Genomic DNA, 23526 nt, shown 5'->3' with positions numbered 1-23526 from the left:
CCAGCGCTTGGCTCTCTCCTCCAGGGCGCTGATCCGCTCATAGGGCGTTTGCGCTCTGGATCATCTCGACCGAGCTTGCACGACAGAAAAAAGCCCGGCCACGCTTAGCAGGCCGGGCAAAAGTTAAGTCTGAGAAGAGCGACGCTAAACGTCGCCGACTCCCATCGGCGGAGGGAGGACAGCCGATGATCCGATTGCCGGCGAGGGCATTCGCCGTAAATCTGAACCCGAGTTAAAGCACGGCTCAGCATAGCTCAATCATGCTGTGGTATGCGACCGATGTAGTCGAGTATTGGAAGACTAGACTAAGGTTTGTCTGCAATGAGCATCGTTCACAACGGCTTGCCGAGGCGACAAAAGTCCGTGGCTGGCGACGCCCGGCCGCGTTGGTACCGATCGAGGCGAAGTGCAATTAACGGCGCTTTCCTGCCGCTGGATCGGCGCGACCATGCGAGCAAACGCGACCCAAGAATCACTCAAGCAACCAATACATGAGTGGCTTCGTGTTGATCTGGCTGTGCAGGCAGTCTGTCCGGTTCCACTCTGGCGAAGGTTTGGGACTCTGTTTGGAATGGATGGGCGGATCGACGCGCGACCATGAACGTGGCGGACAAATAGGATGCTCTCACTGGTGACTGAAGTGCGGGATTGCCAGAGTGGCAAGCCCGCCGTTCACACGATTAGACCGCCGCGCTGTGCGTAGCCCCGCACCGAGCGAGGTGAGCGTCGAACGCGGAGGCGACGCACCGGATCAGGAACCGGGCGTCGTCAGCTACGGAGAGTCGGCCATTGTCGACCACGACGGCGCCATCTGCGATAAGGCTGTCAAGCCGGAAATGATCGACAACGGCCGAATCCGGATCCCTGCCGTGACGGCGAGACATCTCGGAGAGATCGATTGTCATGTCGCACATAATTCGCTCGATGATCTCCGCCCGGTAGCGATCATCATCAGTCAGTAAATAGCCCTTCGCCGTCGCGAGCCGATCCTCGGTGATGCGAGCGATGTAATCCCTGGTCGAGACAGCATTTGCTAAGAACCCCTGTTGCAGGCGGCCGATGGCGCTGGCACCGAGGCCGATAAGCGTGTCTGCGCAATCGTCAGTATATCCCTGGAAATTGCGGCGCAACCTGCCTTGCTTCGCCGCCACAGCGAGATTGTCATGCGGCAGGGCGAAGTGATCGAGGCCTACACGCACGTATCCAGCGTCAACCAAAGTGTGAGCTAGCATTTCGGATTGGAGATAGCGCTCGACGCTGTCGGGCAGAGTGGATTCGTCGATCTTGCGTTGATGCTTCTTGAAGGTCGGAACGTGCGCGTAACCAAAGGCAGAAAACCGGTCCGGATGCAACTCGAGGCACTTGTCGACGGTATCCAGGCACGAATCGACCGTCTGTCCGGGCAGCCCATACAGCAGGTCGAAATTGATCCGGCAAATGCCGGCGTGGCGTAACCGCTCGACCGAAATTGCGGTCTGTTCGAAGCTCTGCGAGCGGTTGATGGCCTGCTGGACGACCGGGTCGAAGCTCTGCACGCCAAGGCTTGCCCGGTTGACCCCGCTATAGCCCAGGGCTTCGGCCATCGGATTGCTCAACATGCGGGGATCGATCTCCACGGCGATCTCGGCATCAGGCAGGACGGCGAACGAATAACGCAACGAGCCGACCAAATCCGCGAATGCTTCAGGTGTCAGGATCGTCGGCGTGCCGCCGCCGAAGTGGATATGAGAGATTGGCTGTCGTTGGCCGACGGCTTCTGCAACGAGGTAGGCTTCAGTGCGCAATCCAGCCGTATAGATCGCGATCGGATCGTCGCGTTTCGTGACAGATGTATGGCAGCCGCAGTACCAACACATGCTTCGGCAGAATGGGACGTGCACGTAGATCGAGGCGGACCGCTGGCCGTCGAGAGACTTGAGCCAAGCTTGATAGTCGAACTCCCGAACTGATGATGAGAAATGAGGGGCGCTCGGATAGCTGGTGTAGCGCGGTAGTCGGTGCTGCCCGTAGGATCGTGCTAGGTCCGGTCGCATTGGGATGCCTCTCTCGCTCTCTGGGCGCTCGATTATCGGATGGGTGCATGGTAAGCTTTGCGCTGCCTCAAATATCGCGGTTTCTGATGGGCTTGCCGGTAGGTCATGCCAGTGGCGCATACATCATGCTTTGAATTGTGATGAAGTGGTCGCACGGCAGGAATGAGCCTCCTTGGCAAGGCACCCCCCATGGCTCATCATGGTCAATCGAGCGAGAACGAGACGAAACGAAGCAGCAAACGGATCTTTATCGAAATTGACATCCGACAGCTCTGCTGTTCAGAGCGAACATTCCGGGATTTGCTGTATCTCGCGATGGCGTGCAGCAATCCGAACCCGCCCCGAGCCCACGAATTCAGCCCGTGCCAGGCAAGGCTTGCGGATGGAGATTGTTTCGCCACCCGCCTGGCCGCCATCACGCGTCTCCATCGGCTCGCGGAGATGTGAAATGCCCGTTCGCGCGATAGCGATACGGTATGGTCGAGCCTGGTCACTGCCGATTACGTTTGAATCAGACCGCTTTTGACGTTCGGCCATGCCGCTTGCGCCGCCAGTTGAAGCAAACGACCGTCGGGCGGAGAAGCATATCGCCTGTGCGCAACCTGAGAGCAGGCGAGGCAACCTTCATTTCGGGTCCCATGAAATGATGTCCACTTTCCTGCCGAAAGCGGCAGCGATCAATGTGGTCCATCCCTCCCCGCATTGTGTCGCTGGTTGCCGGCCAACGCGCTCGAAAACGCGAGTGCGCTCCGTTCGGCTTCAGCTTCTTGTTCCAATTGTAGAATATGCGCTCTTAGCACGTCGGAAGCCGCTTCAGCTGTCTCGCTGAATAGCGGATCTCCGTGATCGGTGAGGGCGGAGGCGACTTCGCCCCAATCTTGAGCCGATAAGGCCTCACGCGCAGCGGGGAAGAAGTCTCGTTCTTCCCACATCATGTGGTGTCGCTCGCGTACTATAAAGTCGCGCACGATGTTGCCGACGTCTTGCCGAAGGACTTCACGATCTGCCAGGACGCCATCAATGGCGCGAGCGAAGTGGTGCAAACGGTCCATGACTTCCTGATGCTCATGCGCGAGATCGCCGACCATTGCGGCCGCATCCGGATCGCGCCTCCTGAGCTTGGAAAAGATCAAGTCTTCTTGAGGATGATGATACACCTCAGGGTAAACCTCGAAATAGCTGATAATCGCGCGGATCACCTCATAGTCCGGACGATGTCCTTGCTCAAAAATCTCCAATTCGCGTTGAAGGGCGACCAGAAGCATATCAATATTGCGATGCTCTCGAAGCAGGCGATCGATGATCATTGCGGTGCTCCATGGGGGAACAATGTAAACTAGCGGCGATCTGTGCCCGGATCGCCCAAGCCGTAGTTTGATGTCCTTCTGCGCTGTATTTTCCGGCACTGCTCGGCGCACAGAAGGAGTGCGCCGCCCTGCCTGGAGCTGGCGCAAATCACGTTAGCCAAAGTTCTGCGCAAAGCGCTTGGGCAATGTGTCCTTGCGGAGCTCGACTCGGCGAGTTTTCGGCAGAGCTATCGCGCCATTCTGCTCAAGTTGAGTGAAAGTGCGCGACACCGTCTCAATGGTCAAGCCAAGGTAATCTGCAACATCCTGCCGGGACATGGGCAGGTCGATGGCCGCGCCCTTCGTAGTGCGGCGAGATATGTCGAGCAGGAACGCGATGACCCGTTCTTCTGCGCTGCTGATCAGGAGCATCGAATGCGCCTGGAAACGGCGGAGCTCAAGCGCCATCGCGTCCCAGAGTTGCCTTGCGAGTTCCCTCTCGTGGCTGGCGCGAAAGATGACAGCGGTGCGCTTCACCATTAGCAGATGCGTCTCGCAGATCGCCTCGGCCGAAGAGATATGGCTTTCTTCGGCCTCAAAGCCAAAGATGTCACCGGGCAAATAAAACGCGCCGATCTGACGACGTCCGTCTTCCAGAATCTTGTAGGTTCGCACAGCACCCGATACCACCTGATAAAGGTATTCGGCTGCTTCGTCCTCTCCGTAAATCTCGCTATTGCGTGTGAACCGCATCGGTGTCGCAATCATACCAAGCGGTCCACGACTGTCAGATTGCTCACGCAAGACGTTGGGTGGATGGCGGCTGGTCTCAGTAAGGCTGGCGGCCTGGGCGTACATGGCGGACTCTGCTTGCAAACGTCGGTGTGACGCAGATTGGTCGCTCCTGACGAACTGTGAAATCTGGATATTTTACCTAAGTAGAAGCCACTAGGTATTTACACGTAAGTTCATGATGAGATCCTCTTGAACGACGCGGGTCCCCCATTACTCGAACATGCTCAAATCAGACTGGGCCAGCTTTGGATCGGAAGCTGTATGCTGACTTGGTCGCCCGCCACGGAAACAATCGAAAGCGCACGGCCGCACAGGTGAAGAGATCCAAGAGCAGTCGTCCACCGTCACTTTCAGCCCGCCGAAGTCTCCTTCGCAAATCATGCCTCTGATCCTGGTCAGCCCGGGTCGGCCGCGGAGTGACGAGGCGGGGTCATTGGGACGTCGACGTGGACGACGGCCGGGTCGCTATTTCATGTGGTCCGAGTTGGAAGCTGAATCATAGAGCTGGGCTCGCGCGACATATTGACCTGGCTCAACAGCCGGCTCTGCTGCACTCCAGCAATTTTAGAAACCAAAGGAAAATCGTGATCTAGCCTGATGTTGAACTCGGGCATCGTCGGACGCCGGTGACGCGATCGCGACAGCATCTTGATGGCATCCTAGCGGATTTGGCGACATGCCGCCCGTACGGTCTTGCCCTCAGTGTGACATCAGGACCGGGATGTTGATCCCGCGAAGCATATGCCCCGCGGCGCCGAGCAGCCTATCCTGCAGCCGAGGGCGGCCGTATCCTCCCATCACCAGAAGGTCGAGGCTCTCGTCGGTCGTAAGCGATACGAGGGCACGCTGCGCTGCCTGGGATGTCGGAAGTGAGACGACTTTCGCAGGAAGTCCTGATTTCGCAAGGTACTCTCCCAGACAGGCGGTGGAACTTTCTGCCGGAACCTTGTCCGGAGCGGTGGTCGCTATGATGGTGAGGGCATCGGCTTTACACAAAAATGGCATCGCATCGTGCAACGCGCGGGCCGCACGGCGGCTGCCGTCCCAGCAAATCCCCACCCGTCTGATCGAAAAAGCGCCGTGGAAGATATGTGGCAGGTACAGAACAGGTCGACCAGCCTGGCAAAGGATCTTCCTGGGTATCAGATTATCGTAACTATCGTAGCCGCTCTGAGGCTGTGTGACGATGGTCATGTCGTGGACTCGCGCGCTCGCGCAGATGATCCGGCGCGCGTCTGTTGGAAGCGCGCTCAGCGCGCGACTCGTATAGGAAATGCCGGCATTCCGTGCCTGCAGATCGAAGATATGAAGTGCCGCTTCGGCTCGGTCCAACGCGCGCGCCTGCTCGTCGTCGAAGACAGAAGTGACGGCCGTTACGCCGATTGCAAGAAGCGGAATGATGGTCCTCTCGTAACCGATGGCTACAACGTCAAGATGCGCGCCGGTGCTCAGTGCGAAGGAAATCGACCCGTTGATTGCAGCCCGGACCGGGAGCTCCGTCGGAAGGTGAACCAGTATATTCCCGAGCATTGTAGTTCTCCGGAGTCAAGACCCGCTGCCTCGGAGCACAATCCGAGCCCGCATTTGATCCGCTTCATATGCCGCCGCTTGCGATGTTGCTAGAGTCCGGCGGCGATGGCTATTCGCATCAATTCGGACATGCTGCGAACATTGGTCTTTGCCATGACGTTCGCCCGGTAAACCTCGACCGTTCTTGGGCTGATACCAAGATCATGGGCGATCACCTTGTTGATCTTGCCGGCCAGTAGTCCCTGCAGGACATCACGCTCGCGCGAGGAGAGGTCTGCCAGGCGGGCTTCGGCCTGCAGTTTCGCCACATCGTCCGCTGGCTTGATTGGCCTTGCTTCCAAGGCGTTATTGATCGCACGCAATAGCACCTCGTCTTCGAAGGGCTTCTCGATGAAGTCGACCGCACCCGCTTTCATCGCTTCGACTGCCAGCGTTACGTCGCCATGACCGGTTATCAGAATGACGGGACAGTCGGCGCGATCGGCCTTCAGTTTGCGGACCAGTTCCAGACCGCTCATGCCCGGCATGCGGATGTCCGACACAATGCAGTCAACCGGACCGCTCGCGGTGTCACCGAGAAAGCCGCTCGCCGTCTCATAGGTTGCCACGCAGAAGCCTCTAACATCAAGCAGAAACGCGAGCGAGTCCCGCATCGCGGCGTCATCGTCGATCACAAGAATGCGCCGCATGGTCATGCTTCTTCATTACCCTCCGCGAATGGTAGCGTAAACTGAAAGACCGTGCCGCCGCCCGGATTGGCTTCTACAACGATGTGGCCGCCATGGGACTCGATGATCGTCCGGCAGATTGATAGTCCAACACCCATGCCATGCTCTTTGGTCGTGACAAAGGGCTGGAACAGGCGGTCGGCGATATCAGGACTGATGCCAGAGCCGGTATCGGCGACGGTAAACCTGGCGAGGCCATCGACTTTGGCAACTCCGACGGTCAATTCGCGACGTGGGCTGGATGCCATCGCCTCGATCGCGTTTCGTATCAGGTTCAGCGCGACCTGCTGGATCTGGATCTTGTCCACGATCATCGATGGCAGATCGCGATCGCCGCGGATCGTCACCCGCACGCCTTGCTCCTTGGCGCCGAGCAAGGCCAGAGCGACCGCCTCTTCAAGCAGGGTGAGCGGATTCTCCGTTGTGTGCTCCGTCTCGCCTTTGGCAACGAATTCCCGCAGGCGCTTGATGATATCGCCGGCACGCAGAGCTTGCTGGACAGCATGTTCGATGGCATCACCAATACGGTTGGCATTCGGCTTGTCTGACGCCAGCAGCGTCTCGGCGCCGCGCATGTAGTTTGTGATTGCGGAGAGCGGTTGGTTGATCTCGTGGGCAATAGACGAGGCCATCTCACCCATGGCGGTCAACCGTGAGACGTGCACGAGCTCAGACTGTAGTTCCTGCAATCGGCGTTCTTGCGCTCGTCGTTCGGTGAGGTCTCGGATGAAACCGGTAAAGAATCGTTCACCGCGCACCTTGGCCTCACCGACGGCAAGCTCCATCGGAAAGGTCGAGCCGTCGCTTCGCTCGCCGACCACAATACGGCCGAGGCCGATAATGCGCCGCTCTCCGGTAGTCAGATAGCGTTCAATGTAGCGGTCATGCTCGGCGCGGTAGGGCTGCGGCATCAACCTGGATACATTCGCTCCGACCACTTCGTCTGGAGACAATCCGAATAAACGCACTGCCGCGGCGCTGAACGATCGAATGATTCCCTTCTCGTCAATCACGATCATGGCTTCCGGCAGGGTGTCCAGGATCGACTGCAGATGGGCTTGCCGGTACCGCGCCTGCTCTGATTCTCGCCGCAGCCGATCGCCCATGAAGCCGAGCAGGGGGCCAAGTACCGCGAGCCCGGCTATATCGATCATGTTTGCGGAATCGGAGATGAGGTTGTTCCCAAGACATGCCGCGCTGATGGTGAGGCAGAGCAGCGTAGCGAAGATGGCCGGTCCGCGGCCACCAGCGAAAGCGGCAAAAACGATGACTGGAAGGTAGATGATCGTGAACGTGCGGTCCTGAAGATACGGATCCAGCGCCGCACGAAGCACGAGCGCCAGCGCGGCGCCCGCCGCGGCTGTGCCATAGCGGTACCAGATGTGGTTCGACATGTTTCCCGGCAAACCCCTCTCATCGATCGACTGTACATAGTTTGTCTATGTGAGGCGACCGGATGCAGCCGCGTTTCGTTGCGCTACCTATTGTGCAGGGCGGCCGCCGCTATCTCGGCCAGATGCGCCAGTGCGTGGGCTGCACAGCGACGTGCTCTCCGGTCATGGCCTTGATCCAGCCGCCGAAGATCCGGCGGCAAGGAAAGACCAACCGGTGAATGGTATTACCCTCGATCACCGCGATCTCCAGCTCCCGGTCAAAGGGCGCCGTTTCAATGCGTTCCCACGTCACAGATCCTGTACGGTGTTCATCGCCGCTGGCTGACAAAATCAGGCAACCTTTCGAATACTACGGGCGAGATCGCTCGGCCGCTGCGCCAGCAGGCTCAGTCTGATCTCGCCCAAGCGGCGCATCTCGATCACGCCAGTTGCGGTCCGGATGCTTTGGGGCGGAGCGTCGCCGATCCTGTCGTGCTGGGACGTGATCCGATCGCCGACCGAAGTATTAGGGCTGCGAAGCAGTTCCCGGGATCCGGTCGAATCGAACCGGACCAGTTCAAGCCAGCGCCGGTTGGTGTTGATTACTGTTGTACTGCAGCTGGAGTGGACTGCCGTTCCCGCAAGCGTGCCCGCGGCGGGACATTTGTCGCCGTGGTCTATCATGTCGAACATCCTTTGTCCGTCGGAAGTCTCCCCGTCCCACGAATTCAACGTGGGGCGTGGATTCTTGATGCCCTCCAGCGCGCTCTTGCGAGTCTGGCGGCGTGTCCGTGCGGGTACGGTATGACGCCGGAATTCGCTTGATGGCATTCGGATGGGCCAGCTGCGCTCGGTCCGAGCACCGCGCCGATCCGCGAGTCGATGACGTGGCTTGCATCACACGCGGCGCAGGTGACCGGGTGCAGCCGGGTCGGGTGCGTCCGGCAGCAGTGCTTGAGCCCACTCGCTGGTACCTGGATACGAAAAGATCATCGGGCGCCAAGGCTTTCTATCTGCCATGTGTCTAAGCTTGACTGGAAGGTCGTTTCTATCCGCAAGCCGCCACCGCTGTATTGATGCAGGTCAAAAAGAAGCTGATGCGCGTTTAGAAACGGGGCGAGGGCGAGCGGCCACTACCAGTGCGTTGCCGGTCGCACGCACTAAATCGAGTCATTCGGCAGAGCCGCGCGTCGATCGACACAATCGCCAGCGTGTAGCGAGTTTGATGGAAATCAAAATGCAGGACGCGCAATGTGCAAATGTTGAGGCTGCGCAGCGCACGGGCATTGCACCATGACAACCCGCGTCATTGAGCTGCGAGAGTCGCGAAGGAGATGGTAAGTTGATTGCTCGCCTTACATTGTCGTTGGTCTTGCCCGCGCTGATCGCAGCGATCGGCTACGGCGCCGAAGTCTTCAACCTTGGGCTTATCGAAACCTTGGCTGCGGCTAGCCTGATCATTGGCTTTGCCGTTGCGGCGGCAGGGTGGACCATCAGGAGCGAGATGAGGCCGGTTCGCCTCATTTGCTCACGTGCGGGCAATTCTCGCCGCCGGTAGTCCTCGGCCGCCGGCGCTGGTCAGAAATGCCATTGCCCGCTGCCCGGCAATCAGCCAGAGCTGTCGGGAATGCTTTGTGACACTGCCCGGCGTCACAAACTTCCATTGCCGGCGGCTGAAGTTGGAATTGATCGATGATCGCCAACGCGGGCGTAACGGTTCATTCTGCTCCCAACCGTCTCATGAGAATTTTCTGGATCAGCGCCTTAACTCTGCCGGCCCAAGGCGTGAGAAGACGAGAAGCTACTGTTGCTGAGCAACTCAACCAATGTGATCCGCCAAACCTGGACGTTTGGTGATTTGCAGCTTCTTCGGGGCGAAAGAGCACTCGCATCACTCTCGACCTTATCTCGATGGAGCGAGATCTTTTTGGGTGCTGCTTGAGACAAATCAAACACTCGCCTGGCGCGGCTGGCAGAATGCGAGATAAGAAAACGCACAGGAATAGGGTATCATGCCTTCATTTAACGTTCGGTTCATCAAAACCGTTTGTGACGATACCGGTCACGAGCATCGTGCCTGTCAGGCGGCGTTCCGGGTGCATGCAGCCTCGCTGAGTGCTGCTGCACAGCAGGCAGAAACCGATTTCTGCAAGCAAAAAGGTGTCCGTGATTGGACCATCTTCGCCGATGCGATGGAGCTTCGAACCCCGCCTGCATTGCCCCCGGCATGGGGTGGTTGAGCTCGGCTAGGGAAGTCCGCGAATTCTGATCGTGGAGAATCCAGACGAGACTTACAAAACGTCTTCCCGAGCGTCGATCGAGAGAACAGCTCAGCGATGCTGCCGCCAATTGAGCAGGCGGCCCTCTTGTCCGTGACACACTGGTAGACCTCGCCCGACATTTGCTGGCCTGCATTTCTGCGGGCTCGCAGCGCATCGCCGTCCGGCAGGAGCGATCCGGATCGACGATTTTCTCCTACAGATGCGCCTTATTTGATGCATGTCAAAAACAAGTCTGCCGCCGGCAGCTATGGCTGCTTTGAGGGGTATGACACATGGTTAGCCAATCTGGATATGTCGGTCGCCCTTGGGGGTTCAAGAATCTGCTCACCCGGTTACGAGCCAACCTGTCCCGGACAGCCGAGTTGGCCTATTTGAGCGCGCAGGACATCGACGCGATCGCACGTGAACTTAATCTGTCCACGTCCGACTTTCGAAAGATGGCGCAAAGTCCGGGCTATCCTGAACCCTTAAGCAAGCGCCTCGCACTTGCCGGCTTTTCCGAGAATGCGCTAGCCTCCCGCCATGGAGACGTGTTGCGCGATTTGCAGCGGGTATGCGGCCTGTGTCAGACCAAGATCCGCTGCGCCGCCGACCTCGAGCGGTATAAGTCTGTAGATCCCCTCAAAGACTGCCCGAACGAACATACTCTGCGCGCGCTCGCGCGTGAGATCGGCAGCGCTCCGCGCCGTTTTGACGATTGATCGCGCTCGATCGCCCCGTCCCCGGAAAATGTGATCTCCTGGCAAGCCCGCTTTCAAAGAAGGCCAAGACATGAAAAGCCCACCCCTCGCCTCGAAATCCATGACTATGGGTGAAGCAGGCCTATTCTCGGTATTCGCTGTTTCTGCCTACGTTTGCTTTTTCGCGGGGGCGATGGGGCGCGATCCTGCGTTTACGTTCCACGCATTGATCTCGTCTGCCGCAAGTCTGGCGGCCGCAGCCGTCATCCTCAATCGGTACTATGAACGCCCGGCGCATTTGCCACCGGCGCAGATCAAAGGCCGGCCGAATTACAATCTCGCTCCGATCAAATTCGCCTCAGTGATGGCGATGTTCTGGGGTATCGCAGGCTTCTCGGTCGGCGTTTTTATCGCCTCGCAACTTGCGTGGCCCACACTGAATTTCGATCTGCCTTGGACGAGCTTCGGCCGACTCCGCCCGCTGCATACGTCGGCCGTGATCTTTGCGTTCGGCGGAAACGTGCTCATCGCGACCTCCTTCTACGTCGTGCAGAAAACCTGCCGCACGCGCCTCGCCGGCGATCTTGCGCCGTGGTTCGTGGTAGTTGGCTATAATTTTTTCATCCTGATCGCGGGCACCGGCTATCTGTTCGGCGCCACCCAGTCAAAGGAATACGCCGAGCCCGAATGGTACGCCGATCTCTGGCTCACCATCGTCTGGGTCACTTATCTCATCGTGTTCCTGGCGACATTGGTGAAAAGGAAGGAGCCGCACATTTTCGTCGCCAACTGGTTCTATCTCGCTTTTATCGTCACCATTGCGGTGCTCCACCTCGGCAACAATCCCGCATTACCGGTCTCCGTGTTCGGTTCGAAATCCTACATCGCCTGGGGCGGTGTGCAGGACGCCATGTTTCAGTGGTGGTACGGCCACAACGCGGTCGGTTTCTTCCTGACCGCCGGCTTTCTGGCCATCATGTACTATTTCATTCCGAAAAGAGCCGAGCGCCCGGTCTATTCCTACCGCCTCTCGATCATCCACTTCTGGGCGCTGATCTTCCTCTACATCTGGGCCGGCCCTCACCATCTACATTACACCGCGCTGCCGGATTGGACGCAGACCCTCGGCATGACGTTCTCGATCATGCTGTGGATGCCCTCATGGGGCGGCATGATCAACGGCCTGATGACGCTCTCGGGTGCGTGGGACAAGCTGCGCACTGACCCGGTGCTCCGCATGCTCGTGGTCTCGGTGGCCTTTTATGGCATGTCGACGTTCGAGGGCCCCACCATGGCAATCAAGGTGGTCAACTCGCTCAGTCATTACACCGACTGGACGGTCGGCCACGTGCATTCCGGTGCGCTGGGCTGGGTCGGTTTTGTATCGTTCGGTGCGCTCTATTGCCTGGTTCCCTGGCTTTGGAAGCGCGAGCTGTACAGCCTCAAGCTCGTCAACTGGCACTTCTGGATCGCCTCGATCGGGATCGTGCTCTACATCTCGGCGATGTGGGTGTCTGGTGTCCTGCAAGGCCTGATGTGGCGCGCCTATACCCCGCTAGGTTTCCTCGAATACTCGTTCATCGAGTCGGTCGAGGCTATGCATCCCTTCTACATCATCCGCGCCGCGGGAGGCGCAATGTTCCTGATTGGAGCGCTGATCATGGCCGCCAATCTCTGGATGACCGTGAATGCAAAGCAAACCGATCAAATCCAGGACACTGGAGCGCTCCAAGTCGCGGAATAGGTCATCGCATGTCTCTTTGGAACCGACACAAGATCTTTGAGAAGAACTCGATCATCCTGATCGCAGGCATCCTTGCCGTGATCGCGATCGGCGGGCTGGTCGAGATCACGCCGCTGTTCTACCTCAAAAGTACGATCGAGGCCGTGGATGGCGTACGACCGTATACCCCGCTTGAGCTTGCGGGCCGCAACATCTACATACGCGAAGGCTGCTATGTGTGCCACTCGCAGATGATCCGGCCATTGCGTGACGAGGTCGAGCGCTACGGACATTACTCGCTGGCCGCCGAGAGCATGTATGATCACCCGTTTCAATGGGGCTCGAAGCGTACCGGCCCGGACCTCGCGCGTGTCGGCGCGAAATACTCCGATGAATGGCACGTCACGCATCTGACCAATCCGCGGGCCATCGTCCCGCGGTCGGTCATGCCCGGATACCCGACGCTGGCGCGCACCGAGCTCGACCTGACCGACGTGGCTGCACATCTGCGCACCAACCGGGTGGTCGGTGTCCCCTATACCGAAGATCAGATCAAGAACGCGGTCACTGACTTGAAGGCCCAACTCGATCCTGACAGCGCGGACCTCGCCTCGTTCCAGAAACGCTATCCGAAGGCAGCTGTGCGCAATTTCGACGGAAGCGTTGGCAATCCGACCGAACTCGATGCGCTCATCGCCTACCTGCAGATGCTCGGAACGCTGATCGATTTCAAGCTCTACGACGAAAAAGCCAATCTGCGCTGAAGGATCCTGTGATGAAAGCCGTCATTTCCATCGAGAACCTGGCGTCAAGCTTCGTCGTGAGCCTCTGGACGCCGTTGTTTGTCGGCATCTTCATGGCCATTGTTGTTTATGCGCTGTGGCCCGGCAATAGGCGGCGTTTTGACTCTGCGGCGCGCATGCCGCTGTGCCGGGATTGACAGACCATGACTGACCGCAACGACTTCGATCGGATCTCCGGCCGCTCCACGACGGGACACGAATGGGATGGCATAAAGGAGCTCAACACGCCGCTGCCGCGCTGGTGGATCTCGACCTTCTACGCCACCATCCTTTGGGCGATCGGTTATTGGGTCGTCTATCCGGCCTGGCCGCTCCTCTCCAGCTACACGACCGGCGTATTTCAACATTCGACCCGCGCGAGTATCGTCAACGATCTTGCCGGGCTCGAGAGGCTGCGGGGCGAGAAGATGGCGGTTCTCGGCAAAGCGTCTCTGACAGAGATCGAGACGGATCCGGCCCTGCTGGCACTGGCCCGTGCCCGGGGCAAGACGGTGTTCGCAGACAATTGCGCGCCATGCCATGGCAGCGGCGGCGCAGGTGCCAAGGGTTATCCCAATCTCAACGACGATGACTGGTTGTGGGGCGGATCGCTCGATCAGATCCAGCGGACCATCCAGTTCGGCGCACGGTCCGGGCACGCCCAGGCTCATGAGGGGCAAATGCTGGCCTTCGGCCGCGACGGCATCCTCAGGAAAGATGAGATCGCCACAGTAGCGAATTACGTGCGATCGCTGTCCGGCCTGTCAACAGTCGGCAATTTCGATGCCGCGGCCGGCACAAGGATCTTTGCCGACAATTGTGCGGTCTGTCATGGCGAGAACGCCAAAGGCAACCATGAGCTCGGCGCGCCGAATCTGACGGACCACATTTGGTTGTACGGCTCGGACGAGGAGACGCTGATCGAGACGATCAGCTATGGCCGTGGGGGCATCATGCCGGCCTGGAGCGGGCGGTTCGATTCCATCACGATCAAGGCACTTGCGGTCTATGTGCACTCGCTCGGTGGCGGACAATAGGTGAGATGAGCCGAGAAGCCACCGGCCCATCGACGAGGCTCTAAATCAGTCACCCGTGCCAGATGTAAGGTCGGCCATGAAGCTAGCCCTGAACAAGACTGGTGCGCGCGATAACCCGCCGATCGGCGAAGACGGGCCTCTCTATACAACTCATAAGAAGGTCCAGCCGCAGAGCGTCTGCGGCACTTTCCGCACGATCAAATGGCGGCTGATGGTGGTGTGTCTGGGCATCTACTATTTGCTGCCGTTCGTGCGTTGGCGTCGTGGCTTAAGCGTTCCTGACCAGGCGGTGTTGCTCGATTTCCCGAACCGGCGGTTCTACGTTTTCTTCATCGAGTTGTGGCCGCAGGAGCTTTATTACTTCACCGGGCTGCTCGTGCTTGCCGCGCTGGCACTATTCTTGATGAACGCGCTGGGCGGACGTATTTGGTGCGGCTATCTCTGTCCGCAAACGGCATGGACCGATCTGTTCTATGCGGTAGAGCGTTGGATCGAGGGCGATCGTCGCGACCGACTGAGGGCCGCCGCACGCCCGATGACAGTGGGGCGGGCGGCAAAGCGCGTGCTAAAGCACGCGGTCTGGTTGATGATCGCTTGGTGGACCGGTGGTGCCTGGGTGCTCTACTTCGCCGACGCGCATACATTGGTGCGCGATCTGGCGACATTTCAGGCGCCCGCGATCGCCTATATCTGGATCGGGATCCTGACCGCTACGACGTACCTGTTGGCCGGCTACATGCGCGAACAGGTTTGCGTGTATATGTGCCCCTGGCCGCGCATCCAGGCCGCGCTCACCGACGAGTGGGCACTCAATGTCACCTACAAGTACGATCGCGGCGAACAGCGCTGCTCGTTGAAGAAGTCATTCGATCTGCGCGCGCGGGGCGAAAAGATTGGAGACTGCATCGATTGCAATCAATGCGCGGCGGTCTGTCCGACCGGCGTCGACATTCGCAACGGCGCCCAGCTCGGCTGCATCCAGTGCGGGCTATGCATCGACGCCTGCGATGCCGTCATGAAGAAGATCGGGCGCGCAAGTCGCCTGATTGGTTACGACAACGACATCAATATCAGGCGCCGAATGGAAGGCAAGTCGGAGGTGTTCAAGCCGGTACGCCCGCGGACGATCGTATATGCGTCTTTGATCTCGGTCGTCTGTGCGATGATGCTTTATGGGGTGTTGTCCAGAACACTGCTCGACGTCAACGTGCTGCACGATCGTAATCCGATAGCGGTCAGGCTCAGCGATGGTTCCATTCGCAACGGCTACACGGTACGCTTGCTTAACAAACTCGCGTTCGACCGCGTCATTGCGATCGACATCGATGGACCGCCCCAAACGTCCGTCCACGTCGTCGGCGTAGATTCTGTGACCGTGGAACGACCGACGATTGTCTTGGCTCGCGATACCACGACAGAACTCCGCTTATTGGTGACCGCGCCGGCCGACGACACGCCGGAACGGTCGATGCCGGTGACATTTCGGGTCACCGACATTGGCCTCGGAGAGGTCGCCACCGCAACGGACCACTTCGTCTTCCCCTAAGAATTACTGACGAGATCTTGCCAATGACCGCATCAACTCCAGTCGCACGGCCCATTACCGGACGCTTTGTCCTGATCGCCATACTGGCTTTCTTCTCGGTCGTGATTGGCGCCAATTTGATCATGATGCGCTTTGCCATCACGACGCTGCCAGGAACTGAGGTTGACAGCGCCTACAGCGCGAGCCTCGCCTATCAGCGCGAGATCCTGGCGGCGCGGGACCAGAACGAGCGAAGCTGGCAGGTGCAGGTACATGTGGAACGGCAGTTCGACGGCCGGGCGGTGCTTGCGATCGAGGCGCGCGACCGCGCAGGCGCGCCTCTCGTAGGAATGAATTTCGAGGCCCGGCTCGAGCGACCGGTGGACCGCCGGGCCGATCTCGCGATCAACGTGGCTGAGCGCAGTGCTGGAACCTACCGAGGAGACGCCGCGGGGGTCACTGTCGGAAGGTGGGATCTCGTGATCGAAGGCGGCGCTGACGGCCGCCGCATGTTTTTGTCGAAAAATCGCATCGTCTTGGACTGAGGACACATGAGCATGCAGGCGGACATCGACTTTTCGCACTATTTGAAGAGGACAGGCTCGGGCTTCGTCCAACTCGACCTCGCGGTAGAAGGGATCAATTGCGCGGGCTGCATGGCCAAGATCGAGCGCAATCTATCGAGCATTCCGGACGTGACCTCGGCGCGCGTGAATCTCACCGACAACCGACTGGCGGTGGAATGGAAAGCCGGCGCGCTCGATCCAGCGCTATTCATCAAGCGGCTCGCTGAACTGGGCTATCGCGCATATCCCTTTCAACGGGACAATGCGGAGACACTGGAATCGGAGCGGGCGCGGGACTTGCTGCGGCGGCTGGGCGTGGCTGCTTTTGCCGCGATGAACGTTATGATGCTCTCGATCCCGGTATGGTCCGGCAATGTCTCGGACATGCTGCCGGAGCAGCGCGACTTCTTTCACTGGCTCTCCGCGCTGATCGTGCTTCCCGCCGCGGCTTATTCGGCGCAGCCGTTCCTCTTCTCAGCTTTTACCGCGCTACGGGCGCGCGGGGCCAATATGGACGTGCCGATCAGCATCGGCATCGTGCTCGCGTTGGCGACTTCGCTGATCGAGACCATCGCTCATGCCGAGCATGCATATTTTGACGCGGCGATCATGTTGATCGCCTTCCTGCTCGCAGGCCGCTATCTCGACCAGAACGTGAGGCGGCGCACCCGCGCCGTCGCCGGCAATCTTGCCGCGCTCAAGGCGGAGACCGCCGCGAAGTTCATAAGCCCGACGGAGATCAGAACCGTTCCGGCATCAACGATCAAACCGGGCGACGTCGTGCTGGTCCGACCCGGCGAATGCTGTGCCGTCGATGGCGACGTGATCGACGGCCGCTCCGAGGTTGATCAAGGCCTCATTACGGGTGAGACCTTGCCCGCGCTGGTGGTGCCCGGCAGCGCAGTGTTCGCCGGTACATTGGTGCGATCGGGTACCTTGCGCGTTCGCGCGGTGGCAGCCTCGCAGGACACGCTGCTCGCCGAGATTTCTCGACTACTTGATCATGCCCTGCAGGCCCGCTCGCGCTACCTACGCCTGGCCGAGCGCGCCTCGCGGCTCTATGCTCCGATCGTCCATGCAACTGCCTTTCTGACGATGCTCGGTTGGCTTGCCTCTGGCGCAACCTTCCATGATGCGATCGTCACGGCGATCGCGGTCTTGATCATCACGTGCCCTTGCGCGCTGGGTCTGGCTATACCGGCGGTGCAGACCGTGGCGTCCGGCGTGCTGTTCAGGTCCGGAGTGCTGCTTAACGCCGGGGATGCGATCGAGCGCATGGCCGAAGTGAACCGGGTGGTCTTCGACAAGACCGGAACGCTGACGTTGCCGGAGCTCGATGTCGCCAATCTCGCCAACATTCCGGAAGATGTCGTCAAATTGGCGGGCCGGCTTGCATTATCGAGCCGCCATCCGGTCGCCACGGCCGTGGCGCGAGCTGCTGGCGCAAGCGAGCCGCTGGCCGATATCGAGGAGGAGCTGGGGCAGGGTGTTAGGGGTTACTATCAAGGGTCAGAGATCCGGCTCGGCCGCCCGTCCTTCTGCGGCGCTGACAGCCTCGCCGACGAGGCTCTTTGCCGAGATCCAGAGGCTTCTATCGTCGCCTTTAGACACGGCGACAGCAAGCACGTCTTCGCCGTCCGCCAACGCATGCGGCCAGACGCGCCCGAGGTCGTCGCGGGCCTCGCGAGCCTTGGGGTCGTGGTAGAGATCGTGTCGGGAGATCGCGAGCCAGCAGTTCGGCGCACGGCCGAGACGCTCGGCATTCAAAATTGGCGCGCCGGCGTCTCGCCGACGGATAAGGTCGCGCGGGTCGAAGGCCTGACGGACGAGGGATACAAGGTGCTGATGGTCGGCGATGGCTTGAACGACGCGCCCGCACTCGCAACAGCTCATGCCTCGATGTCGCCTGTTACGGCCACTCATATGAGCCAGGCGGTCGCTGATGCGGTCTTCCTCGGTGAGCGTCTTCGGCCCGTGATGACGGCGGTTATGACCTCGCGCAAGGCGCTGCGGCTGATGCGGCAGAACCTTTTGCTCGCTGTCGTCTACAATGTCCTGGCAGTCCCGGTTGCGATCGCCGGCCTGGTGACGCCGCTGATTGCCGCCGCGGCGATGTCAGGTTCATCCGTGCTGGTCATGCTCAATGCGCTGCGGGCGCGAAGGGGCGAGGCAGTCTGATGGAGGTTCTGCTCTATCTGGTTCCACTCGCTCTTGCATTGGGCTTCGTTGGCCTGCTCGGCTTTCTGTGGTCGCTGAACAGTGGTCAGTATGACGATCTCGATGGCGCGGCCTGGCGCGCCCTCGCGGATGACGAGCCCGACGAGGCGCCAGTCCAAATAGTGCAGATGGGGCAGCGTAATTGCGACGGTCCCCGCTGGGACGAGAGTGCTAGCTCGGCCGTTCCGGTGGTCCGCGGCGCAACTAGAGACGCGCGGTTGCAGGGACGGGCAGCGACAACTTGTTGATCAGGGCTATTCGTGGAGATGCGATGCGGGAAGATTTGGCGATACCGGCGAGGACGTGGGCGAACCAAGCCTTGGGTTGACCTTGTTAAGGCGACAGGTCGTGATCATCGTCAACATGATGGCGGCCCGTTTGGTGCCGCGCTGGCTGCCGGCGAAGATTCAGTTCCACCTTCCAAAACGATGCCTCTCAATGCACGCATCAGCACAATTGTGGTCATGCAGATCCCGCCATCGTCGAGGAAGCAGGCGAGGTTGTCCCAGCGCCCTCTCCGTGAATAGCCGATGAGAGAGCGAATGAAGGAGAAGCGAACCGCGGAAGGCTCGTTGCGGATTTGCGAGAGCGATCCACGGATCAACTGTGGCTTGGCACCTATGCGTGCACCTGCGGCGCCGCCGTATGCCGCTTTGCAACCAGAGCATTGACGAGTCCTCGGCTCCCATGCCGGCGGAAGGCGTCATCGGCGGCAAGGAAGGCGGGTCCTGAAACCCATGAAGCCTGCGACGATTGAGAGCCCGCGGGGGCGTTTCATGTTGCGGATGTGGCGGTGCATTGTTCCACAAGCGACGGCCTCGTCAGCTTCCGGAAAGCCTATCCAGATAGGATCAGCTCAATTGATTTCTTGGATGTGAGGCTAGCGTGGACCCGTACAATTCCGATCCATCCAATGTAACAGCTTGGTCCCAGGTGCATCACGCCGTCTTGGAAGAGAACCAGGGCGGCCAGGCCGGGCAAGCGGGCTTTGAGCAGCACTTGGCCGAGGCGCGCCCACCCGATCCGGGTCCTGTCTCCCGTGGCGGCCGCAACTACCATCCCGATCTCTCTGCAGAACATCGAAACATTATCGATAAGGCGATTGCCCAATATGCGGATCAGAAAAAGCCAAGCGAGAAGACGGTTAAGCGCTATACTCAGGCGCTTCGCCGACTTGGAAATCATCTTGGCGCTCATCGTCAAACGATTGTTCTGGAGGAACACGAGTCCTTGATCCGTTACGTCAAGACTTACTTCCCAAAGGACGAAGACATGAAGAAGGGGTTGAATATCCTTCGTTCGTATCATGATTCGAGCTATGTAGCTTCTGGCGGGCGGCCGCGCACGATCCCCTCAGCGGAAGACGCGCCCCTCTCAGAGCGGCTTAATGCCAGCGGCATGACGTCGGGCAGCGCTGCTCGTCATGATCGTAGTCTTCGCAGATTTTCTAACGCGCTTAAAGTTGAAGGCTGCTCGATATCCGAGCTAGACCACGCTGCGCGCATTGAATTTGCTCAGAAGTTGTTCCCGAAGGACGAGCATCTATTGTTCGCGTTAGGCAAGGTCGGCGATGCCGAGCACGTTTCCGGAGCGGGTGCGTCCCGGAAACCCCGCGGTCATACTGTCCCGTCGCCCACATTGCATCTTTATCCCGACGACGCCCGCATCATTGATAGCCTGGAAAAGGCGGAGCTGAGCCTGCTCAACTCCGAGGATACTAGGAGAAAAGTTGTTCAAAATCTGGCCGGCAACCAACGAAGATTCGGTGCTTGGCTACAAAGGAACGGGCGAGGGAGCATAGTGAGCCGGCTCACCGGCACCAGTGAGCAGCAAAAGTCGTTGAATAACGATCACAGGGACTTCAAAAAAGCCAGTCGAAACGCCGACATGGGCTTCGATCGTCTTCGGAGCTACCTATGCCTCGTCGAGGCGAACGCTGCGCTGGGCGTCTCCCCTGAGCAGGCGGGTGGGGAGCCGCGGCGTGACGAGTCGAGCTCAACGTGGTCGCCGCACCTGCCGCACGATTTTGAGCGGCCGACGCCGGAAGCGGTACCAGAGGGGTCGTCGGCGATCTACCGAGGTCTCAACTCTTTCGTTGACCTGCCGTACACGCCGCAGGAGATGCGCGACGATGCTCAGTCATCGCCGGTGAGTGGAACAGTCGCCAGACCGCCGCTCGTCACCGGACCATCGGACGCGCCAGCTCAATCGCCAGACATTTTCCGCGGTCTTCAGTCTTTCGTTGATCTGCCGTACACGCCACAGCAGATGCTTGACGATGCTCAGTCAGCGCCGGTGGGTAGGGCTGCCGCCAGAACGCGGCTCTTAATCGGACCATCGGATGCGCCAGCTCAGTCGGCAGATACCTTCCGCGGACTTCAGTCTTTCGTTGATCTGCCTTACACGCCGGAGCAGATGCTTGACGATGCTCAGTCAGCGCCGGCGGGTGAGGCTGTCGCCAAACCGGTGCTCTTCACCAAACCATCGAACGCGCCAGCTCAGTCGGCAGATACCTTCCGCGGTCTTCACTCTTTCGTTGATCTGCCGTACACGCCGCAGCAGATGCTTGACGATGCTCAGTCAGCGCCGGCGGGTGAGGCTGTCGCCAAACCGCCGCTCTTCACCAAACCATCGGACGCGCCAGCTCAGTCGGCAGACACCTTCCGCGGTCTTCGGTCTTTCGTTGATCTGCCGTACACGCCGCAGCAGATGCTTGACGATGCTCAGTCAGCGCCGGTGGGTAGGGCTGTCGCCAAACCGCCGCACTTCACCGGACCATCGGACGTGCCAGCTCAGTCGGCAGACACCTTCCGCGCTCTTCAGTCTTTCGTTGATCTGCCGTACACGCCGCAGCAGATGCTTGACGATGCTCAGTCAGCGCCGGTGGGTAGAACTGTCGCCAAACCGCTCTTCACCAAATCATCGGACGCGCCAGCTCAGTCGGCAGACACCTTCCGCGGTCTTCACTCTTTCGTTGATCTGCCGTACACGCCGCAGCAGATGCTTGACGATGCTCAGTCAGCGCCGGCGGGCGGGGCTGCCGCCAGACCGCCGCTCTTCACCGGACCATCGGACGCGCCAGCTCAGTCGGCAGACACCTTCCGCGGTCTTCAGTCTTTCGCTGATCTGCCGTACACGCCGCAGCAGATGCGCGACGATGCTCAGTCAGCGCCGGTGCTCAGCCCTGCCGGTAAACCCGCCTTCTTTGTCGGGCGGTCGGGCGTACTTCACTCGCTTGAGGACATCGGACACCGAGTTGACGCGGATTGGCAGGATGGTCGCCAGCCAGTGCCGGATTTCTTACGCGATGTCCGGGATAACATCGGGGTCCTGCCGCCCCAGTCCAGCGGCCCAACCCAGGTCTCCGTCAATGGCGAGACCCGCTCGATCCCATTGGAGCCGCGAGGACGCCGCGGTGCGCAGTTCATCCATCATCCTCGCCCGTCTCCCGTCCCGGGTGCTCAAATCCGCCCCTCGGCTACCGTTGCCTCTTCCGGCCAGCGCAGCGAGGCCGTCCTCGGCCCCACGCAGTGGCTGGGTGACGAGCATATCCAGCGGGACTATGAGCTCCTGGCGCATGAGTTGCTGCAGAACGATCCGGATCTCGCCGCCCGGACGCGGTTCGTGGATCCTCTGATAGCCCAAATGTTGCGATCTCCCTCCAAGGAGGTAGCCGCACGAGCATTAGGGTGGGTTCGCCATGATACCGCCGACTTCCTGTTTCTGCCGGTAAGTGATGCCAGCGATACGGATAGACATCAGCGCGGCAGTCACTGGTCGCTGCTGCTGGTTGATCGCCGCGATCGGGGCCGGCCGGTCGCATATCACTATGACTCCGCCCAGGGATACAATGACAGGCCCGCCGCGAAACTCGCAGGACGGCTCGACGCTAACCTGCAACAGGCCCCGATAAGACAGCAGCAGAACGGTTATGACTGCGGCGTCTTTGTCGTGGACGGCACCCGGGAACTTGTAAGACGATTGGCAGTAGGACGGCCGCACCTGAACCTCAACGATCTTGTCATCAGTCGACCGGCACTGCTGGACCGACTAGGCGCTGGTTTCGGCTTCAGTTGAACAGGGCGCGCGCCCGTGTAAATGCGCTTCTCGCCGATCGAAAATCCGCAATCGGTGTGCTCGCAAAGCATCATAGTGTCTCACGTGAGGAGCTGAGGGCGCATACGACGAGACCACCTGAGCGACGCATGAACGCGGGCGCGGCGAGCTCCATGGATGGCATTGCGTGAAGGTCAGGCGGCCTGCTGATCGGCGGGCTTGCCGCCTCGGCGCAGGAGCTTCCATTGTCAGGGCAGCAATGCGCCATGATCGCAACAAATCCTCGGCAGGACGTCTGGCTACCGAGACACCGCGAGGTCGCATTGTCCGGCAAGCTTGAGGCCGGCCTCGCGGCGAGGAAAAAGTCGATCGATAACGCCGGTCAGCTTTGGATCGGTCCGCTAAGCCATCTTATCGCGCCTTGGCCCAATAAGGCGGCCGCATTTTTCGCGGCGCAACAACACCGATCGCGGACCATCAGGCGTCGGCCTCATCCTTCTTTCGCCAAATATGCATACGCCACATCAAAAGAAAATTGGAGGGATCGCGCCATCAAGGCTGAAGCGGTGGCCGCTCATCTTCATGTCAACCGAAGCCTCTCTATGAGAGATCATCGCGGGCGGTCAATCCAGCGTTTGCCGTTCTCGGCCCGCGTCAAAAGAGGTGAAAGCTGCCTGCTCATAAGAACACACTTGTCCCTCCAACCTTGAGCCGAGACCGGACGACGGGTACGAAGAGGAGATTCGATCTGGTGTTCTCGCCAGCGCAAGGAGACTCCGACAGTCCAGACAGCGCAGCGCGCCAAGCGTAGTAGGGCGACCGTGGTAGAGACTGATACGATATCTCATAGTCCTCGAGCGTTGTGCCTCCCCGCCTAATACAAATCACGAACATGCCTGATTCGGAGTTTGTT

The 23526-nt window shown here is 59.7% G+C and carries 18 protein-coding genes and 2 pseudogenes; 11 read left to right on the top strand and 9 right to left on the bottom strand.

The features are described 5' to 3' along the window. Nucleotides 1-680: 680 nt before the first annotated feature. From hemN to ACVWZM_RS08100, 8 genes are all read right to left on the bottom strand, one after another. The gene (hemN, locus tag ACVWZM_RS08135; protein ID WP_456852465.1) at nucleotides 681-2033 is read right to left on the bottom strand and encodes an oxygen-independent coproporphyrinogen III oxidase; all 1353 of its coding nucleotides are present in this window, start codon (nucleotides 2031-2033) and stop codon (nucleotides 681-683) included. A gap of 677 nt (nucleotides 2034-2710) precedes the next feature. Next, the gene (locus ACVWZM_RS08130) at nucleotides 2711-3340 is read right to left on the bottom strand and encodes a hemerythrin domain-containing protein (RefSeq protein ID WP_253624301.1); all 630 of its coding nucleotides are present in this window, start codon (nucleotides 3338-3340) and stop codon (nucleotides 2711-2713) included. Nucleotides 3341-3493: 153 nt separating this feature from the next. Beyond that, nucleotides 3494-4177, bottom strand: a complete 684-nt coding sequence (locus tag ACVWZM_RS08125; RefSeq protein ID WP_253624300.1) for a helix-turn-helix domain-containing protein — start codon at nucleotides 4175-4177, stop codon at nucleotides 3494-3496. A gap of 636 nt (nucleotides 4178-4813) precedes the next feature. Next, nucleotides 4814-5644: a universal stress protein gene (locus ACVWZM_RS08120; RefSeq protein ID WP_456852462.1), complete on the bottom strand. Its 831-nt coding sequence runs from the start codon at nucleotides 5642-5644 to the stop codon at nucleotides 4814-4816. An 89-nt stretch (nucleotides 5645-5733) separates the two neighbouring features. Beyond that, nucleotides 5734-6339 (bottom strand): response regulator FixJ, encoded by a 606-nt coding sequence (fixJ, locus tag ACVWZM_RS08115; protein ID WP_253624298.1) that lies wholly within the window; start codon nucleotides 6337-6339, stop codon nucleotides 5734-5736. After that, nucleotides 6336-7766, bottom strand: a complete 1431-nt coding sequence (locus ACVWZM_RS08110; protein WP_456852459.1) for a PAS domain S-box protein — start codon at nucleotides 7764-7766, stop codon at nucleotides 6336-6338. Before ACVWZM_RS08110 ends, fixJ begins: the two co-directional genes overlap by 4 nt. Before the next feature lie 109 nt (nucleotides 7767-7875). After that, nucleotides 7876-8094: a hypothetical protein gene (locus ACVWZM_RS08105; RefSeq protein WP_256520875.1), complete on the bottom strand. Its 219-nt coding sequence runs from the start codon at nucleotides 8092-8094 to the stop codon at nucleotides 7876-7878. A 2-nt stretch (nucleotides 8095-8096) separates the two neighbouring features. Beyond that, entirely contained in the window at nucleotides 8097-8438 is a 342-nt protein-coding gene (locus ACVWZM_RS08100; RefSeq protein ID WP_456852457.1) for a hypothetical protein, read from the bottom strand. A gap of 1319 nt (nucleotides 8439-9757) precedes the next feature. Between ACVWZM_RS08100 and ACVWZM_RS08095 the strand changes: the two genes are divergently transcribed. The 10 genes and pseudogenes from ACVWZM_RS08095 to ccoS form a co-directional block, all read left to right on the top strand. Beyond that, the gene (locus tag ACVWZM_RS08095; RefSeq protein WP_229158196.1) at nucleotides 9758-9985 is read left to right on the top strand and encodes a hypothetical protein; all 228 of its coding nucleotides are present in this window, start codon (nucleotides 9758-9760) and stop codon (nucleotides 9983-9985) included. Between the two features lie 404 nt (nucleotides 9986-10389). After that, complete coding sequence (locus ACVWZM_RS08090; protein WP_253624294.1) at nucleotides 10390-10728, top strand: hypothetical protein; 339 nt, start codon at nucleotides 10390-10392, stop codon at nucleotides 10726-10728. 100 nt (nucleotides 10729-10828) lie between these two features. Beyond that, on the top strand, nucleotides 10829-12451 hold the full coding sequence (gene ccoN, locus ACVWZM_RS08085; protein ID WP_456856637.1) for a cytochrome-c oxidase, cbb3-type subunit I: 1623 nt from the start codon (nucleotides 10829-10831) through the stop codon (nucleotides 12449-12451). An 8-nt stretch (nucleotides 12452-12459) separates the two neighbouring features. Then, nucleotides 12460-13194: a cytochrome-c oxidase, cbb3-type subunit II gene (gene ccoO / locus ACVWZM_RS08080; RefSeq protein ID WP_456852455.1), complete on the top strand. Its 735-nt coding sequence runs from the start codon at nucleotides 12460-12462 to the stop codon at nucleotides 13192-13194. Nucleotides 13195-13205: 11 nt separating this feature from the next. Next, nucleotides 13206-13370, top strand: coding sequence for a cbb3-type cytochrome c oxidase subunit 3 (locus tag ACVWZM_RS08075; protein WP_253624292.1), 165 nt, complete (start codon nucleotides 13206-13208; stop codon nucleotides 13368-13370). A 6-nt stretch (nucleotides 13371-13376) separates the two neighbouring features. Next, entirely contained in the window at nucleotides 13377-14249 is an 873-nt protein-coding gene (gene ccoP, locus ACVWZM_RS08070) for a cytochrome-c oxidase, cbb3-type subunit III (protein WP_456852453.1), read from the top strand. Between the two features lie 76 nt (nucleotides 14250-14325). Further along, nucleotides 14326-15795 carry a cytochrome c oxidase accessory protein CcoG gene (ccoG, locus tag ACVWZM_RS08065; protein ID WP_456852451.1) on the top strand — a complete coding sequence of 490 codons (1470 nt, stop codon included), beginning with the start codon at nucleotides 14326-14328 and terminating at the stop codon, nucleotides 15793-15795. A gap of 23 nt (nucleotides 15796-15818) precedes the next feature. Beyond that, a complete protein-coding gene (locus ACVWZM_RS08060) occupies nucleotides 15819-16319 on the top strand; it encodes a FixH family protein (protein WP_456852449.1) in 501 nt (166 codons plus the stop codon). Between the two features lie 12 nt (nucleotides 16320-16331). Next, the gene (locus ACVWZM_RS08055) at nucleotides 16332-18518 is read left to right on the top strand and encodes a heavy metal translocating P-type ATPase (RefSeq protein WP_456856635.1); all 2187 of its coding nucleotides are present in this window, start codon (nucleotides 16332-16334) and stop codon (nucleotides 18516-18518) included. After that, a pseudogene (gene ccoS / locus ACVWZM_RS08050) lies at nucleotides 18518-18676 on the top strand (cbb3-type cytochrome oxidase assembly protein CcoS); the annotation flags it as partial. The gene ACVWZM_RS08055 and the pseudogene ccoS, both read left to right, overlap by 1 nt. 135 nt (nucleotides 18677-18811) lie before the next feature. On the opposite strand, the pseudogene ACVWZM_RS08045 reads toward ccoS, so the two are convergent. After that, a pseudogene (locus tag ACVWZM_RS08045) lies at nucleotides 18812-19068 on the bottom strand (transposase domain-containing protein); the annotation flags it as partial. A gap of 374 nt (nucleotides 19069-19442) precedes the next feature. On the opposite strand from ACVWZM_RS08045, the gene ACVWZM_RS08040 reads away from it, so the two are divergent. Continuing rightward, nucleotides 19443-22634 carry a Ulp1 family isopeptidase gene (locus ACVWZM_RS08040; RefSeq protein WP_456852447.1) on the top strand — a complete coding sequence of 1064 codons (3192 nt, stop codon included), beginning with the start codon at nucleotides 19443-19445 and terminating at the stop codon, nucleotides 22632-22634. The last annotated feature ends 892 nt before the right edge of the window (nucleotides 22635-23526 follow it).

The organism is Bradyrhizobium sp. USDA 4501 (assembly GCF_054062115.1).
Note: the sequence above shows the minus strand (reverse complement) of the source record. Positions and strands in the feature narration are given on the sequence as shown.